This is a genomic window from Streptomyces sp. NBC_01089 (assembly GCF_045162975.1).
GTDB lineage: Bacteria > Actinomycetota > Actinomycetes > Streptomycetales > Streptomycetaceae > Streptomyces.
This window is the reverse complement of record NZ_CP108660.1, coordinates 5,189,249-5,204,858: the sequence shown is the minus strand read 5'-3', so window position 1 is coordinate 5,204,858 and position 15,610 is coordinate 5,189,249. Positions and strand designations below refer to the sequence as shown.

Genomic DNA, 15,610 nt, shown 5'->3' with positions numbered 1-15,610 from the left:
GTGAAGTCAGGTGCGTGGCCGGAGGCGGAGGCGCGTGGCGTACGGCGTGGCTAGGGGCCCTTGGTACGGTCCGCGCTGTCCACGCCGTCCCACAGGTTCGAGTACCACGGCCGGTCAGCCGCGCCCTTGCCGCCGGAGCGCTGGGTGCGGGAGTCGGGATCGACCATCGTGTAGTTGGTCTCCCCCGGCCGCACATAGTGCAGTTGCTCGCGGGCCAGCCGCTCCACGTACGCGTTGTCCTGGAGGCGGGCCTTCTCGTCCCGCAGCTCCTCGACGCGCGCCTTCGCGTCGCTGACCTGGCGCCGCTGGTCGGCGATGTCGTTGCGCTGGGACACGTACTGCCGCATCGGATACGCGAGCGCCACCACCAGGGTGCAGAGCACCATCAGCAGTATCGCCGCCCGGCCGGTGAGCCGGGGCCTGCGCGCCTGGCGCCTGGACTGGGAACGGTAGACACGGGCCGCGGTCTGCTCGCCGAGCACCCTGAGCCTGGTCGCGGTGGAGAACCGGTCCCGGTTCCCTGCCATGCCGCCTCCCCGTTACACACGCACGTCCGTCCCCGGACACGGTACGGGACCGGGTACGGGGACGGCTGCGCGTGGCTGCGCCTTTACTGCTGATTCAGCTGATTCAGCTCTTTATTCAGTTCTTCGGCCGTGCCGGCGCCCGCCGTGTCAGCTGGAGCGGAAGCGCGGGAACGCCGAGCGGCCCGCGTACACCGCGGCGTCGTCGAGGATCTCCTCGATGCGCAGCAGCTGGTTGTACTTGGCGACGCGGTCCGAGCGGGCCGGGGCGCCGGTCTTGATCTGGCCGCAGTTCACGGCGACCGCGAGGTCGGCGATGGTGACGTCCTCGGTCTCGCCGGAGCGGTGCGACATCATGCACTTGAAGCCGTTGCGCTGGGCGAGCTCGACGGCGTCGAGGGTCTCGGTCAGCGAACCGATCTGGTTGACCTTGACGAGCAGGGCGTTGGCGGAGCCCTCCTCGATGCCACGGGCCAGCCGCTCCGGGTTGGTGACGAAGAGGTCGTCGCCGACGATCTGGACCTTGGCGCCCAGCTTGTCGGTGATGACCTTCCAGCCGTCCCAGTCGTCCTCGTACAGCGGGTCCTCGATGGAGACGAGCGGGTACGAGGCGACGAGCTCCTCGTAGTACTCGGTCATCTCGGCGGCCGAGCGGGACTTGCCCTCGAACTCGTACTTGCCGTCCTTGTAGAACTCGGAGGCGGCGACGTCGAGCGCGAGCGCGATGTCCTTGCCCGGCGCGTAACCGGCCTCCTTGATGGCCTCCAGGATGAGGTCGAGGGCGGCGCGGTTCGACTCCAGGTTCGGCGCGAAGCCGCCCTCGTCACCGAGGCCGGTCGACAGACCCTTGGTCTTCAGGACCTTCTTGAGGGTGTGGTAGACCTCGGCGCCCCAGCGGAGCGCCTCCGAGAAGGACTCGGCGCCGATCGGCGCGATCATGAACTCCTGGATGTCGACGTTGGAGTCGGCGTGCGACCCGCCGTTCAGGATGTTCATCATCGGAACGGGCAGCAGGTGCGCGTTCGGGCCGCCCAGGTAACGGAAGAGCGGGAGGTCGGAAGCCTCGGACGCGGCGTGCGCCACGGCGAGCGAGACGCCGAGGATGGCGTTGGCGCCGAGCGAGCCCTTGTTCTCCGTCGCGTCCAGGTCGAACATCGCCTGGTCGATCAGGCGCTGCTCGGTGGCGTCGTAGCCGACGAGCTCCGGGCCGATCTGCTCGATGACGGCGAGGACTGCCTTCTCGACACCCTTGCCCTGGTAACGGTTGGGGTCACCGTCGCGGAGCTCGATGGCCTCGAACGCACCGGTGGAGGCGCCGGACGGGACGGCGGCACGGCCCGTGCTGCCGTCGTCGAGGCCGACCTCGACCTCGACCGTGGGGTTGCCTCGGGAGTCCAGGATTTCCCGGGCTACGACGACGTCGATGGACGGCACTAGCATCTCCTTCTGGGATGTGACGCTATGGGCGCAGGGTCTCTTTGTCCTTGGCCTTGCGACAAGAGCCTAACCGGCTCGGGGGGATCAACCGGCAGGGCGCCCGGACCCTGGGACGAAAAAGGGCCCAAAAGATCGTATGACGGTGTGAAAGTCAGCAAATTTACTGACTGGTAACCGGCGGACAGGCCCCCGGCCCGGCGCGTACGGGGGAGTCGCGCCGGGCCGGGGGTGCTGGGGGAGAGCCGATATCAGCTCAGGTGGAGCTGCTGACCGGGGAAGATCAGGTTGGCGTCCTTCACGATGTCCTTGTTCAGGTCGTAGACCTTCTTCCAGCCACCGGAGACGTGCTCGGCCTTGGCGATCGTGGAGAGGGTGTCGCCGGCCTTGACCTTGTACTCGCCGTCGCCCTTCTGGATCGTCCGCGGCGCGGCGTGCTTCGGAGCGGCCGGCGCACTGGTGCGGGCCTCGCTGCGCGAAGCGGCCTGCTGGTCGCTGTGGCTGCTCTGCTGGTCGGCGCTCGACGAGGAGGAGCTGTTCGACGAGGTCGAGACGTCCGGGCTCGGGCCACCGCTGGTCAGGTTGCCGGCACCGGCGCAGGACCAGGCGCCCGGGCCCTGCATGGCGAGGAGCTTCTCGGCGGTGGCGATCTGCTGGCCCTTGGTGGCGAGGTCGGCACGCGGGGCGTACTGCGTACCACCGGCGGCGGCCCAGCTGGAGTTGTTGAACTGCAGGCCACCGTAGTAACCGTTGCCCGTGTTGGTGGACCAGTTGCCACCGGACTCGCACTGCGCGACGGCGTCCCAGGTGGAGACCGAGGCGGCGGACGCGGAGGTCGCACCGATCAGCGGCACGGCCACGGCCGCACCGGCGACACCGGCGAGCGTGGCGACACGGACGGCCTTCGAGGGGCGACGGTGCTTGGACTTGCTGGAAAACAGCATGAAGAATCTCCTCACCGACGCCTACGAGGTGAGCTGTCGGGTTCGGGCCAATGAGTTGCCCGGCTGCGCGGCCTAGCGCACAGCTTCACCCCAAGCCGGTCCCGGTTCGTGCCGTTCTCTGACTCTGAACGGACGGCCGGCCCCGGCGCTTACCTGGGTCCCCCGCTCCTGCCTGCGGCGCTTCTTAGCGTCAACTGCTTCCCTTCGACCGATGGCAGGATTCGGCGTGGCGATCGAAGAGGCCCGCGGTGCGAGCGGTCTGACCGTAATCACAGGACCCCCCGATATTCAAAGATGAACATCGGCGAGCAAATCCCTGGTTTACGACCACGCATGTCCCGTTTTCGCAGGTGAGGGGCGGCGTGCGCCGGGCGGACAGTCCGGACATTCAGCAGGACCGACGAGAGCCATGTCTCACTCGAACAGAAGCGGACATACAGGAGCTAACTACCCCTGTTTTGGGTCGAGATCAAGGCTCTGGCCAGGAACGATGAAGTCCGGGTCGTCTCCGACCGTCTGATGGTTCGCCGCATAGAGCGCGGGCCATCCGCCGGGCAGATCGTGCGCCTTGGCGATGGCCCAGAGGTTGTCACCCGCGCGGACGGTGTAGCTGCCGTCCGTACGGGCGTCATCCCGGGAGGGGTTTCCGCCGCGCGAGGCATGGCGGCCGGCCTCGTCGCGGCTCGTGCCCGACCCGTCGTCGGCGCCACCCCGGTGCTTACCGGCCCCCGAGTCGGCGGATGTCGCCGAGTCAGAAGGCGCGGGCGTCCCGGAGTCGGGCGTGTCGGGCGTGTCGGACGCACTGGAGTCCACGGTTCCCGAAGTACCCGCCTTGCCGGTCTTGCCCGTCTTGCCTGAATCAGGCGAAGAGTCCGAACCGCCCGTTGCGTCCGAAGAAGAGCCGGATGACGGAGATGACGGAGATGACGGAGATGCGGAGCTGGAAGGGGAGCCCGAGGGCGAATCGGACGGGCTCGGGCTCGCCGATGACTGCTTCGACGGTGTCTGCCCCGTATCGTCCGCATTCGCTCCGGCAGTCGCATCCGCGCTCGCGTCCGGGTCCGCCGCGTCCTTCCCCGAGCCGGCCGAAGCCGAGGGGGTCGGGCTCGCGGTGTCCGGGGAGCCCGGGTCCACGGTGGCCGTGTCCGCGTCCCCCTTCGTCAGCCCGGCGATGGCCGCGCAACTGGCCCAGGGCGTCGCACCCTCGGCCGCGTACACCTTCTGGGCCACGGCTATCTGCTGGGAGCGGCTGGCCAGGTCGGGGCGGGCCGCGTACTGCCCGCCGCCGTACTTGTCCCAGGTCGTCTGCGAGAACTGGAGTCCGCCGTAGTGGCCGTTGCCGAGGTCGGCGCTCCAGATGCCGCCGCTCTCGCACAGCGCCACCCGGTCCCAGGTCGTGGCGTCGGCCGCGTGGGCGCCGGTCGATGCCAGCAGCGGAAGGGCGATGGCCGAGCCCGTAACTCCTGCCGCTACGACAAGAGCTGGAGCCTGACGGGGGCGGCGGTGCCGACCGTTCCCGGTGCGCATGCGGTGGCCTTCCGTGTGACGGATGAGTCGAGGGGTGAACGTAGCCGCACTCGAACGCCAGTCACAAGTCGATGCAGCGGAGATCACGTGAAAGTCACATTCTTGACGGCACGTCAGTCATGTACTGGTCAGGCCGTCAGACCGGCGGGTCACCGGCCCGGGTGCCGAACTCCACCGGAAGCGTGCGCAATCCCCGCATGATGAGCCCGCCGCGCCAGCGCAAATCCCCCGGTTCCACCGCAAGTCGCAGCTCCGGAAGGCGCCGCAGCAGGGTGGCGAGCGCGGTCTGTGCCTCCAGCCGGGCGAGTGGGGCGCCCAGGCAGTAGTGGATGCCGTGTCCGTAGCCGAGGTGCTGGTTGTCGGTGCGCGAGAGGTCGAGCGTGTCGGGCTCGGTGAAACGCTCGGGGTCGCGGTCGGCGGCGGCCAGCACGACGAGTACGGGATCGCCCTCCGCGACGGCCTGCCCGCCCAGGGTCAGCGCCTCGGTGGCGAACCGCCAGGTCGCCAGCTCCACCGGTCCGTCGTAACGCAGCAGTTCCTCGACACCGGTGGCGAGGAGGCCGCTCTCCCCCGCCGCCAGTGACGCCTCAAGGCGTTCGCGCTGGTCCGGGTTGCGGAGCAGCGCGTACATCCCGTTGCCGATGAGGTTGACCGTCGTCTCGAACCCGGCGAAGAGCAGGATGAACGCCATGGCGGCCGCTTCGTTCTCGGTCAGGTGCTCGCCGTCGTCGCTCGCCCTGATGAGCCCGGAGATGAGGTCGTCGCCGGGGTTCTCGCGCTTGCGGTGGATGAGTTCGGCGAGGTAGTTCCGCATCTTCTTGACCGACCTGGCGACCCCGCCGCGCGGGCCGCCGCCGTGACGGATCATCATGCCCGCCCAGTCGCGGAAGTCGTCCTGGTCCTCGCGGGGGACGCCCAGCAGGTCGCAGATGGCGTAGATGGGGAGCGGGAACGCGACGTCATGGATGAGGTCGGCCTGCCCGTCCGCCACGAAGGCGTCGATCAGCTGGTCCGTCAGCTCCTGTACGCGCGGGGCGAAGAGCGCCACGGTGCGCGGGGTGAACGCCTTGGAGACCAGGCGCCGCAGCCGGGTGTGGTCCGGCGGGTCGATGTTCAGCAGATGCGTCATCAGCTCCGCCTTGCGCTCGCCCGGAATGCCGGTCTTGCCCTTGGCGTGCGGGGACTCCGCGTGGTGGGCGGGGTTCTTCGACAGCCGGGGCTCGGCGAGTGCCGCCCGCGCGTCCGCGTACCGGGTCACGAGCCATGCCTCCACGCCGCTGGGGAGCGCGGTCCTGTGGACGGGCGCGTTCTCCCGCAGCCAGGCGTAGGCGGGGTACGGGTCGGTCGCGAACTCCCAGGTGAAGAGGGCGGGGGCCGGGCCTGCGGTGCTGTTGTCGGTCACTCCTCGACGGTAGTCGTACCGGGTGCGGCCTTCTCCGCGGCCCGGATCGCGTCCCGGTACGCCCGTGCCGCGGCGCGCAGTGCCGCCTCCGGGTCCGTGCCGGCCGCCTCCGCGCTCGCGGCCAGGGCGAGCAGCCGGTAGCCGACGCCCTCGCCCGTCGGCAGCGGTACGTCGAGCTGCGAACCCCGCACCCGCGAGGTCAGCTTCGCCGCGAGCGCGAGGGCCGGCTGGCCGACCGGGACGCCGTCCGTCACCGATGTGCGCTGCTTCTCGATCGCCTTGGTCCGGTTCCAGTGGGCGTGGACGTCCTCGGCGGTCTCCGCCGTCTCGTCGCCGAACACATGCGGGTGGCGGCGGATCAGCTTCTCGACCAGGCCGCCCGCGACATCGTCGATGGAGAAGGGCTCGTCCCCTTCTCCATCCTCTCCTTCTTCGCCGGTGCCCTCCTGGGCGATCCGGGCGTGGAAGACGACCTGGAGCAGGACGTCACCCAGTTCCTCGCGCAGTTCGTCGCGGTCGCCGTCCTCGATCGCCTCGACGAGTTCGTACGCCTCCTCGATCAGGTACTTGGCGAGCCCCCGGTGGGTCTGCTGGGAGGTCCACGGGCACTCGCGGCGTACCCGGTCCATCACCTGCACCAGGTCGAGCAGGCGTGCGCCGGGCAGATCGTACGAACCGGGCAGCAGCTCCAGATCCGGCATCCGCACCCGGCCACTGCCCGCGAGCCTGGCCAGGCCGTCGGTCAGCTGCCGGTCGCCCTCGCCCGACGGGAGGACGACGACCGTGCGGCCGCCCGCGCACTCCTCGACCAGCCGGTGCGCGTCGGGTGCCGTCTGCTCGACGGTCACGCCTGCCTCACGGAGATACGGCAGCTCCGGATGGCCCGCGTCCGCGCAGAGCACCCGGTCCGCCGTGTGCAGCAGCTGCCAGGCCGGCCAGGACAGCAGTCCCGGCGCGACCCGGTGGCTGGTGGTCAGCAGCACGACCCGGCCGGGGGCGGCCGCGTCGTCAGAGGCGGAAGAGGCGTCGGGGGTGTTCTCAGCGGTCACCCGTCGAAACTACCCCGCCGCGCTGACTCCGGTCCCGGCGGACTGCGCGGTCTGCTCCTTGGTGACCTCGGTGATCCACGGCGTCTTGTACGCGCCGAGCTGGCTCTTCTTCGCGTCCCAGACCCCGTAGCGCGGATTGACGTCCACGCCCATCGCCCTGGAGGTCTTCATCATCGCCTGGAGCACGGCGCTCTGGCCCTGCGGAGTACTGAGCGAGGCGCCGCCCAGCTTCGCGGCCAGCTTCGACGCGGTGACCTGCTCCTGGAGTGCCTGGTCGATCTGGCCGGGGGCGATGCCGTTCTGCTGGAGGTAGACCTGCTGGAGCCGCTGCTCGCTGCCCGCCTGCTTGACCAGCTGGGCGCGCGCGTCCTGGACGTCCTTGCGGGTGACCTTCGCCCCGGCGTCCGACGCGGCCTTCGCCAGCACCCGGTCGAAGATCATGGTGCCGAGCTTCATGCCGCTGAGGTTGTTGCTGCTCTTGATCAGCTCGGCGGCCTGCGGCGACTTGTTCTGCGCCGCGCGCACGTCGTTCACCTGCGTCTGGAGGGCGGCGACGGTGATCCGGTCCTTGCCCACGACGGCCGCGGCACCCGGGTGGGGCTGACTGCCGCAGGCGGCGAGGAGCGGTGCCGCGGCGACGAGGGCGACGGACACGGAGAGCGCAGTGCGACGACGGCGGTGCAAAGGAGCCTCCTGGCGGGCGAGTCTGTGCTTCGGTGCACCGGGCGGGTTTGTGCTTCGGTGCACAAGACCTTGCGTTGATCGATGTTAGGCACTTGGTGTGGCCGGGGCCACTGGTTCGACCAACGATTCAGGGGCTTCCCGGTTGTCGGGGCGGAGCATGATCATCCGGGAGATGACAAAAGTGAGCGGAATGGCCGCCGCCGCGGCGACCAGCGGCGCGTAGTGCGCGCCGATGTGCCCCACATCCACCAGCAGGTACACCCCGCCGGTCGTGATCACGAAATTCGCCGCGTTGGTCAGCGGGAAGAGCAGGAACTTCCGCCAGGTCGGCCGGATCCGGTAGGTGAACCTGGCGTTCATGAAGAACGAGCCGACCATGCTGAGGCAGAAGGCGACCGTGTGCGCCGCGAGGTACGGGAGCCGGGTGAGCAGCAGCAGGTAACAGCCGTAGTACGTCCCGGTGTTCACCACGCCGACGAGGGCGAAACGGACCAGCTGGCCCAGCTTGGCCGAAGCGGCCGGCCGTGCGGTGTTCATCTGCGTACGCGCTCCTGAGAACGGGCGGGGGTGAAGTCCCGGCGACGGTTGGGTGAACTCACCGTATTTCAGGCCGATTCAGCACATTCGCTGCCATATTCGGAGGATGAACCCCCGCCGTCCGGCAGTGACGCCCCGTCTCCGCGCCACCGTACTGGCCATGCTGCTCACCGTACTGGCCGTGTTCGCCGGGGACGCCGCGGCCCGGATCTACCCCTACGGGCCCCGCCACCGCAGCATCAGCGACCTGGGCAACCAGTACATCCCCTTCCACGCCCATCTGCAGGACCTGCTGCACGGCAGGGCCCACGGCGGGCTGTTCGTCAACTGGCAGTCGGGGTACGGCACATCGTTCCTGCCGGATCTGGGGACCTATCTGAGCAGCCCGTTCGCGCTGCTGGTGGCGGCCTTCCCGAAGGACCGGATCGACCTCGCGGTGTATCTGGTCACGCTGCTCAAGATGGCGGCGGCGTCGGCGGCGATGACCTCGCTGCTCCTCACTCTGCGCCCCGGCCGCTGGTGGGCGGCCGGGCTGTTCGGCGCCTCGTACGCGCTCTGCGGCTGGTCGGTCCTGGAGGCGTCATACAACCTGATGTGGCTGGACGGGCTGATCGCCTTCCCGCTGCTGTGCCTGGTCGGCGAGTGGGTACGGGGCGGGCGCAGACCGCTGCTCGGGCCGGTGGTCGTCGCGCTCGCGTGGACCGCGAACTTCTACACCGCGTACATGGCGACCATCGGGGCCGCACTGGTGCTGCTCGTACGGCTGCTGCTCACGGAGACGGGGGCGCGCCGCCGGATCCGGGTGCTGCTCAGGGCGGCCGGGACGGTCCTGCTCGGCATCGGTCTGGCCGCGCCGCTCCTCTGTACGGTCTTCCTCGGCACCCGGCACGCGTACCCGGGCTGGACCCGGGACTTCGCGCCCGCCGCCTGGACGGATGTGTTCGCCCGCACGCTCCCCGCGACGTACAGCTTCTCGACCCCGGCGCTCTTCCTCGGCACGGGCACCCTGCTGTTCGCGTGCGCGCTGGCCTTCCACCGGGCGGTGCCGCGCCGCGAACGGGCCGCGTGGGCGGGGCTCGTGGTGCTGGTGGCGCTGTCGATGCAGTGGAAGCCCACGCATCTGCTCTGGCATCTGTTCGCGACACCGAACGGCAGCCCGTACCGCCAGACGTTCGTACTGAGCGGTCTGCTGGTGATCGCGGCCTGGACAGCGCTGTCGTACGGGCTGCCGGGCCGCCGGGCACTGGCCGGCGGGGCGGGGGTGCTCGCGGCCGGGGCGGCCTGCGCGGCCTTCTCGCGGACGGTCACCGTATATACGTATCCGCTCTTCGGCCTGGGCCTGGCAGCGGTGGTAGGCGGACTGCTCCTGCTGGGGCGGGCGGGGCGGGTGGGGCGGGCCGCCGGGGCGGCGGGCAAACAGCACGCGGGCACAGAGCAGGCAAGCACAGAGCACGCGGGGCGGCCCCGGGTGCTCCGCTGGCAGCCGGTTGTCGCCGTGCTGCTGCTGGTGGGCGCGCAGGCCGGGCAGGCCGCGGCGACGACGGCGTACGCGGACCGGGTCAAGATCCACCGGCTCGACGACTACGCACCGTGGGGCCGCCACCTGGACGAGGAGGCGGCCGCGGTCGCCGGGGCGGACGGCTGGCCGCGCTACCGCACCGACCCGGGGCGTCAGCAGACCACCGGGAACGACCCGTTGCTGGTCGGCGGCGAGGGCGGCTCGTACTACAGCAGCATGACCCCCGACCCGTACACCCGGACCATGGCCGCGCTCGGGGACGGCTGGACCTCGCGCGGCCGGAACATCCAGTCGCTGGACAACCCGGTGACGGACGCGATCTTCTCGGTGGGCGCGCGCGTCAGCTCCGCGCCGGGCGCGAAGGGCGCGGGCGCGGTGACGGTGCGGCGCCAGGCCGCGCCCCCGCTGGTGACCGTACGGCCGCCGGGCCCGGTGCCGCACTTCGGGCGCTCCCCGTTCCGGAACCAGGAGCTGCTGCTCGGCGCACACGTATATACGTACGCGGACATCTGCCCGGCCGGCACCGACGTCTTCTACTCGGCCCCGGACTTCACCGGCCAGGCCCGGCTCGGCGACGGCGCCCCGGTGGAGCTGCGCGGCGGGCAGCGGGGCAGGCGCGCCGCGCTCCAGCCGATGGGCCGGGCCCCGGGCGACACGGCGGTCACCCCGGACCCGCACGGCAGGACGGGCTGTCTGTCCCGCCCGAAGCTGGCCACGGCGGTGGCCCGTCTGACGGCGACGGGCGCACGGTCGGTCCGGGTCACCGACGACACCGTACGGGCCCAACTCCCCCCGGGCTCCAAGGGAACGGCGGTGTTCGCGATGCCGCGCATCTCGGGCTGGCAGTGCCACCCGGGCACCGCGGCCGACCGCCCGGCCCGCTCCTATCTGGGCCTGGTGGCGGTGCCACTGCCCGCGGGCACGACAACGGTGAGCTGCGCCTTCCACCCACCGGGACTACGGCTCGGATCGGCGGCAGGGGGCCTGGCCCTGGCGGTACTGGTGGGGGCGGCCGTCGTACGGCGGGTGCGGGGCGGGGGCCCCGGCCGGGGAGCTGCCGCGTCGGCGGCAGCGTCAGGACCGCCGCCCCCCGCGCCAGAACCCTTTGTCCGGGGCGGTGTTGCGGCGGCGGTCAGCGCTGCCAGGCTGCCAGCAGGTCGGCGGGAGTGAGGGTGAGGTCGGGGCGTACACCGTCGGCGAGTCCGGCCGGGCACACCGCCAGCAGGCGGGCGGCGTCGGCGCCGGGGACGTAGTGCCTCGCGTCGGCGAGACGCTCCAGTTCCCGTGCGCCGAACCGCTTGTTCTCGCGCCACTTCACCGATCCGACGAGCAGCACCTCCTTTCCGGCCGCGGCCGGCAGGACGACTTCGTACTCGACGCTGTTGTCGCGGTTCCACCAGCTGCCGCCCTGGCCCGCGCCCCCCAGCCCCGGCATCCCCGGGCTGAGGCGCGACACCGCGTCCTGGACGAGAGGTTCGACCGCCCGGCCCCGCCAGCTGGGCCAGCCGCGGTCGAAAACGCCACGGGCGATGTCCGGGCGGCCCCGCGCGATGTGGGGCAGTTGCTCCTCGACGAAGCGGAACCAGAACCGGAGACAGGGGTCGGCGATGCGGTAGCGGCGGAGCCTGCTGCCAGGGCTGCTCCCGACAGGGACGTCGACAGTCACCACCCCTTTCTCCGTCAGCACTCTTATGGCACGCGTCACCGCTGTCTGCGCGGCGGAGCCCGCCTCCGGGAGTCTCCCGACGACCTGGCTGAAGGTGCCGGAGCCGATTTCCGTACCGCCGATCGCCGAGAGCACCCGGCGGGCCTGCTGGGCATCGGGGAACTCCGCGTCCAGCGAGCGCTGGCCCATCACCGCGAGATCGCTGTTCTCGTCGCTCAACTGCTCGTGCACAAAAGCTGTGGTGCTCGCCGTACGCGCGCGGTCCGCCACGAGGCGGGGGTACCCACCGGTGACCAGCGCGGTGTCGAACGCGGCCATGGGATCGGCGCCGGAGCCCAGCGCCTCGGCGCACTCGGCCGGATTGAACGGCAGGATCGTCCGGTTCTTCGCCCGCCCGTACAGGGGCCGGTCGTGCTCGGTGAGCCGTTCCATCATGGTGACGTCCGAGCCGATCAGAACGAAGAGCACAGGCGTGTGCTCGAGTTGCCGGTCCCAGGCGTTCTGCAGCTGCCCTTCGAGGGCTGGATCAGCTCCGGCGGCCCACGGGAACTCGTCGATGACCACGACGGAGGGCGTATCGCGGCAGGCGACGGCGATGCGGCCGAACGCATCACGCCAGTCCGCCGGCGGGGCGGCGAACAGAGTCTCCGCGTCCTTCAGCGGAGTGGTCGATGTGTGCAGATCCGCGGTGAGAGTCTGCAGCTGTGCCGCGGGCAGCGCGTTCTTGACCGCCGTGAAGTAGAGGTACGGCAGTCCGGCCCGCTCGACGAAGCGTGTGAAGAGGCGGGACTTGCCCACCTGACGCCGCCCCCGCACGGCGAGCAGCCGACCGGTGCCGGTCTCGCGGATGTGGTCCAGACGGCGGCCGAGGTCGTCGAAGACGTGTCGGCGTCCGTAGAAGTCCATGGTGCTCCGTATCCCAGCCGCGTCGTCCCAGCTCCGTGCCACCTGCCGGGCCGGCTCACTCAACGGCTCCCTCAACATACAGGGAAGTATCATACATCGATGTATGTTCGCTGCCGTGACCGTCCCGCGCACCGCTCATTCACGGGGCGGACCGGTGGATCTCACCGTGAGGACACCGGCGACTGGCAGGCTCCACGGCAACCGGCGCGGCCCGCCGAGCACACCGGCGGCGTATCCCGCTCCCGGCGCACACGTACGGGCGGGTTCAGCGATCTCCGAACGGATCCCTCATGACCAGCAGCACACCCGGGGCCACGCCTCAGGACGGCACCGAGCAGCTTCCGGCGCCTGCCGGGCTCGATGATGTGAAGGGGTGGTTCTTCGCGGCGGACCAGTTGCTCTTCGACTGGCTCCTGACCCGGCAGAAGGATCTCGCCGAGGCCGGCGATCTGCTGGAGGTGGGCGCGTATCTGGGCAAGAGCGCGATCTTCACCGGTTCCTATCTGCGCCCCGGTGAGCGCTTCACCGTCTGCGATCTGTTCGACGGGCCCGCCGACGACTCCGCGAACGGCGCCGAGATGGCCAAGTCGTACTCGACGCTCACCCGGCGGGCGTTCGAGGCCAACTATCTTTCGTTCCATGACGAGTTGCCGACCGTGCTGCAGGGTCTGTCCTCGATGGTGCCCGGCCGGGTCGCCGAGGGCAGCTGCCGCTTCGTCCATGTCGACGCCTCGCATCTGTACGAACATGTCCACGCGGACATCGCGACGGCCCGCGCGGTCCTGAAGCCGTACGGAGTCGTCGTCCTGGACGACTTCCGGGCCGAGCACTGCCCCGGCGTCGCCGCAGCGGCCTGGCAGGCCGTGACCAGCGGGGGGCTGCATGTCCTCTGCATCACCGGCACCAAGCTCTACGGGACCTGGGGCGACCCGGCCGCGCTGCGCGCCGGGCTGGCGGCGTGGCTCAGGACCCGTACGGACCTCTGGCACGGCGAGGAGTCCGTCGCGGGCGAACCGCTCATCCGCATCAGCGGCAAGAAGGCCCAGCTTCCGCCGCAGCCCGTGTCCCGCCATCCCGCTCCGCCGCGGGCCGCGCCGTCCCGTACGCCAGGGGCGGCCGCCGCGCCCCGCAGTCACCCGCCGCTGCACCGGTTCGCGGCGAACGTCCTGCCGCCGTTCCTCACCAGGGCCGCCGTGTCCGCGAGGCGGCGCGGGCAGGGAAGGTAATGCGAGGGCGTAGCCGGCTGCTACCCGTGCAATTGCATTCCTCTTAGCCGGCGAGCGCGGGAACGTACTTGTAACCCACCCCTACGACGGTCGCGATGACCTTTCGGTACTGCGGGCCGAGCCGTCGGCGCAGCCGGGCGACATGCACATCCACCGTGCGCTCACTGCCGGTGGAACCGGGCCAGAGCGCCGCGATGAGCTGAGGGCGCGCGTGGACGTGCAGCGGCCGGGAAATGAAGTAGGCCAGCAGGTCGAACTCCAGTTTAGGCAGTTCGAGTTGGCGTCCGGCGACATGAACGGTGCGGGCGTCGAGATCGACTCGGACCGGGTCGGCGGGCGGGCCGGGCGGTGCCGCCGCGGCCATTGCGGCGGCGCGCTCAGGAATGGCGCCCTGTTCGGGCGAGGGCGCGAACACGAGGTGGACCTCCGAGGATGTCTGGCGCACCGAGACGGGAACATAGCCCTGGGCCGCGAGCATCCACCGCCCGCGGGAAATCGGTTCGACGGTCACCGCCGGGCCGGCCGGCGGGCGACCCGACACAGTGTGCCAACCGGTCCTGGCGGGACCGTGTGCTGTGAAAGAGCCTGTGGACATTGGCTACTCATTCCCATCGGGGCGTGCAGAGCAGACGTTCACGGAATACGACCGCGTCGACAGCGGGCCCGGCAAACACTACACGTGAGGACTTAAGTTCGGAAAGTAACCTCCGCATGGTGGAGGTTTACGGGGTCCGGGTCCCGAAATGCGGTGCGAGGTAGCCGAGGGGCGCCCGCCTGCGTATCCAGTGAAATCAGCCCGTGATCCCTTCCGATCCCTCGCGATCCCCCGTGATCCGTAGTGCCGGGGCTTTCCCGATAAAAGGCGGGCGCCCGCCGGGGCCGAGCGCCTGGTATCGGACAATCCCCCGCTGCGGCGCACTGATCCAGATCTTGTGGGATGTGCGCCAACCAGCTTGCTTTCCACGGCAGTTGACTAACTCCTTTACGGGCTTGTTTTCGGCCGTCCTTTACCGCGTCAGTACGCTCGGACAAACAGAACCCGCCGCACATGTGCGGTCCTCAGCCCGGGTCCTCGCTGAGCAGGGCATAGGCGGTCGCGACGAAGGTGTCGCGGAGGCGGATACGGCGGGTGGCCACGGCCGCCACCGCCGTGCGGGTCGCCGGGCGGAAGCCGATGAATGCCTGCTGCCCGGTGGTGGCACCGGCGTGGAAGTACAACGGGCCCTGTGGCGAGGGGTGCTGGAACCAGGTGAGGGTGTGGGTGTGGCGGTGGCCGGCTCCGCGCCGGAGCAGCGGGCGGCGGACCACGTGGAGTGCGGACTCCAGTGGGGTGCCGGCCGGGTCCAGGTGTGCTTCCAGATAGGTCAGGAGGTCGCCGGGGGTCGCGCGTACGGCACCCGCGGGCTGGAAGCCGCCCATGACCAGGCCCGGTACGGGTGTCAGGCCGTTCGGTCGGTGCCCCGTGGCGTCGGTGCCGGGCCCGGCCGTACCCGGTGCGCGGGGCTCCGGTCCGTCCCGGCCCGGGTCCTCCGGGTCTTTCCGGTCCTCCGGGTCCTCCGGGTGCAGGCGGATGCCGGTCAGGGCCAGTGGGGCCAGGACATGGCGGGCGATCAGCTCCTCCCACGGGGTGGCCGTGGCGGCCGCGAGGGTGTGGCCCAGCACCGAGGCGCCGAAGTTGGAGTAGTGCCAGCGGGTGCCGGGGCGGTGGCGCGGCCGGTGACGGAGGTAGGCGGCCACGACGCGTTCGGCCGGGTAGCCCCCGTACGGGTCGGTCGACCAGCGTCTGAGCGCCTGCGGGTAGAAGTCGGCCGGCAGGGCGGGCAGCCCGGCGGTGTGCGTGATCAGGTGCCGCAGGGTCGCCGGGTTTCTGGGGGTGGGGTACGGCGCCCGGCCGGGTGACAGGTGGTGGGCGGCCACATCGTCGTACGAGAGGCGGCCGGCGCCCACGAGCTCCGCGAGGAGGAGGCCGGTGAACGTCTTCGACGCCGAGCCGATCTCGTACCGCTGCTCGTCGCGCGGGACGGCGGGCGGAGCGGCGCTGCCCCCGCAGTGGACCGTGCGGCGGCCACGGTGGCTGACGGCGATGACGATGCCGGGGGCGTCGACCGCTTCGGCCGCCTCGGCCAGGCGGGCCGCCGTTCCGGTCCGGGGGCGGGGCTGGGTGCGAGGCCGCGTGCGCGTCGGGCTCGGGG

At 70.7% G+C, this 15,610-nt stretch carries 13 protein-coding genes and 1 riboswitch; of the genes, 2 read left to right on the top strand and 11 right to left on the bottom strand.

Annotated elements, in window-relative coordinates; all coding sequences use genetic code 11:
• Positions 1-50: 50 nt before the first annotated feature.
• The 8 genes from OG510_RS23415 to OG510_RS23380 all read right to left on the bottom strand — a co-directional run bounded on the left by OG510_RS23415 (position 51) and on the right by OG510_RS23380 (position 8,101).
• On the bottom strand, positions 51-527 hold the full coding sequence (locus OG510_RS23415; protein ID WP_164260959.1) for a septum formation initiator family protein: 477 nt from the start codon (positions 525-527) through the stop codon (positions 51-53).
• 147 nt (positions 528-674) lie between these two features.
• Positions 675-1,964, bottom strand: coding sequence for a phosphopyruvate hydratase (eno, locus tag OG510_RS23410; RefSeq protein ID WP_164260962.1), 1,290 nt, complete (start codon positions 1,962-1,964; stop codon positions 675-677).
• A 245-nt stretch (positions 1,965-2,209) separates the two neighbouring features.
• On the bottom strand, positions 2,210-2,902 hold the full coding sequence (locus tag OG510_RS23405; RefSeq protein ID WP_406139320.1) for a transglycosylase family protein: 693 nt from the start codon (positions 2,900-2,902) through the stop codon (positions 2,210-2,212).
• Between the two features lie 3 nt (positions 2,903-2,905).
• Positions 2,906-3,092, bottom strand: a riboswitch (cyclic di-AMP (ydaO/yuaA leader).
• A gap of 257 nt (positions 3,093-3,349) precedes the next feature.
• Positions 3,350-4,429: a transglycosylase family protein gene (locus OG510_RS23400; protein WP_406139319.1), complete on the bottom strand. Its 1,080-nt coding sequence runs from the start codon at positions 4,427-4,429 to the stop codon at positions 3,350-3,352.
• A 136-nt stretch (positions 4,430-4,565) separates the two neighbouring features.
• Complete coding sequence (locus OG510_RS23395; RefSeq protein WP_406139318.1) at positions 4,566-5,831, bottom strand: cytochrome P450; 1,266 nt, start codon at positions 5,829-5,831, stop codon at positions 4,566-4,568.
• Positions 5,828-6,880: a nucleoside triphosphate pyrophosphohydrolase gene (locus OG510_RS23390; RefSeq protein ID WP_406139316.1), complete on the bottom strand. Its 1,053-nt coding sequence runs from the start codon at positions 6,878-6,880 to the stop codon at positions 5,828-5,830. Before OG510_RS23390 ends, OG510_RS23395 begins: the two co-directional genes overlap by 4 nt.
• A 9-nt stretch (positions 6,881-6,889) precedes the next feature.
• Positions 6,890-7,564 (bottom strand): SurA N-terminal domain-containing protein, encoded by a 675-nt coding sequence (locus tag OG510_RS23385; RefSeq protein ID WP_406139314.1) that lies wholly within the window; start codon positions 7,562-7,564, stop codon positions 6,890-6,892.
• A gap of 84 nt (positions 7,565-7,648) precedes the next feature.
• A complete protein-coding gene (locus tag OG510_RS23380) occupies positions 7,649-8,101 on the bottom strand; it encodes a GtrA family protein (protein WP_406139312.1) in 453 nt (150 codons plus the stop codon).
• 106 nt (positions 8,102-8,207) lie between these two features.
• On the opposite strand from OG510_RS23380, the gene OG510_RS23375 reads away from it, so the two are divergent.
• A complete protein-coding gene (locus OG510_RS23375) occupies positions 8,208-10,790 on the top strand; it encodes a YfhO family protein (RefSeq protein WP_406139311.1) in 2,583 nt (860 codons plus the stop codon).
• On the opposite strand, the gene OG510_RS23370 is transcribed toward OG510_RS23375, so the two are convergent.
• The gene (locus OG510_RS23370; RefSeq protein WP_406139309.1) at positions 10,753-12,192 is read right to left on the bottom strand and encodes an ATP-binding protein; all 1,440 of its coding nucleotides are present in this window, start codon (positions 12,190-12,192) and stop codon (positions 10,753-10,755) included. The genes OG510_RS23375 and OG510_RS23370 overlap by 38 nt on opposite strands.
• Positions 12,193-12,482: 290 nt before the next feature.
• Here OG510_RS23370 and OG510_RS23365 point away from each other — a divergent pair, with 290 nt between their 5' ends.
• Entirely contained in the window at positions 12,483-13,418 is a 936-nt protein-coding gene (locus tag OG510_RS23365) for a class I SAM-dependent methyltransferase (protein WP_406139308.1), read from the top strand.
• A gap of 43 nt (positions 13,419-13,461) precedes the next feature.
• Here OG510_RS23365 and OG510_RS23360 read toward each other — a convergent pair whose 3' ends face one another.
• Together OG510_RS23360 and OG510_RS23355 are read right to left on the bottom strand one after the other, a co-directional pair.
• Positions 13,462-13,863 carry a winged helix-turn-helix domain-containing protein gene (locus OG510_RS23360; RefSeq protein WP_406139306.1) on the bottom strand — a complete coding sequence of 134 codons (402 nt, stop codon included), beginning with the start codon at positions 13,861-13,863 and terminating at the stop codon, positions 13,462-13,464.
• A gap of 614 nt (positions 13,864-14,477) precedes the next feature.
• Positions 14,478-15,545 (bottom strand): serine hydrolase domain-containing protein, encoded by a 1,068-nt coding sequence (locus OG510_RS23355; protein ID WP_406142505.1) that lies wholly within the window; start codon positions 15,543-15,545, stop codon positions 14,478-14,480.
• Positions 15,546-15,610 lie beyond the last annotated feature (65 nt).

Excerpts from the sequence above, each read along its gene's own strand:
- OG510_RS23415 (WP_164260959.1), bottom strand. The coding sequence starts at position 527 with ATGGCAGGGAACCGGGACCGGTTCTCCACCGCGACCAGGCTCAGGGTG.
- eno (WP_164260962.1), bottom strand. The coding sequence starts at position 1,964 with ATGCTAGTGCCGTCCATCGACGTCGTCGTAGCCCGGGAAATCCTGGAC.
- OG510_RS23405 (WP_406139320.1), bottom strand. The coding sequence starts at position 2,902 with ATGCTGTTTTCCAGCAAGTCCAAGCACCGTCGCCCCTCGAAGGCCGTC.
- OG510_RS23400 (WP_406139319.1), bottom strand. The coding sequence starts at position 4,429 with ATGCGCACCGGGAACGGTCGGCACCGCCGCCCCCGTCAGGCTCCAGCT.
- OG510_RS23380 (WP_406139312.1), bottom strand. The coding sequence starts at position 8,101 with ATGAACACCGCACGGCCGGCCGCTTCGGCCAAGCTGGGCCAGCTGGTC.
- OG510_RS23375 (WP_406139311.1), top strand. The coding sequence starts at position 8,208 with ATGAACCCCCGCCGTCCGGCAGTGACGCCCCGTCTCCGCGCCACCGTA.
- OG510_RS23370 (WP_406139309.1), bottom strand. The coding sequence starts at position 12,192 with ATGGACTTCTACGGACGCCGACACGTCTTCGACGACCTCGGCCGCCGT.
- OG510_RS23365 (WP_406139308.1), top strand. The coding sequence starts at position 12,483 with ATGACCAGCAGCACACCCGGGGCCACGCCTCAGGACGGCACCGAGCAG.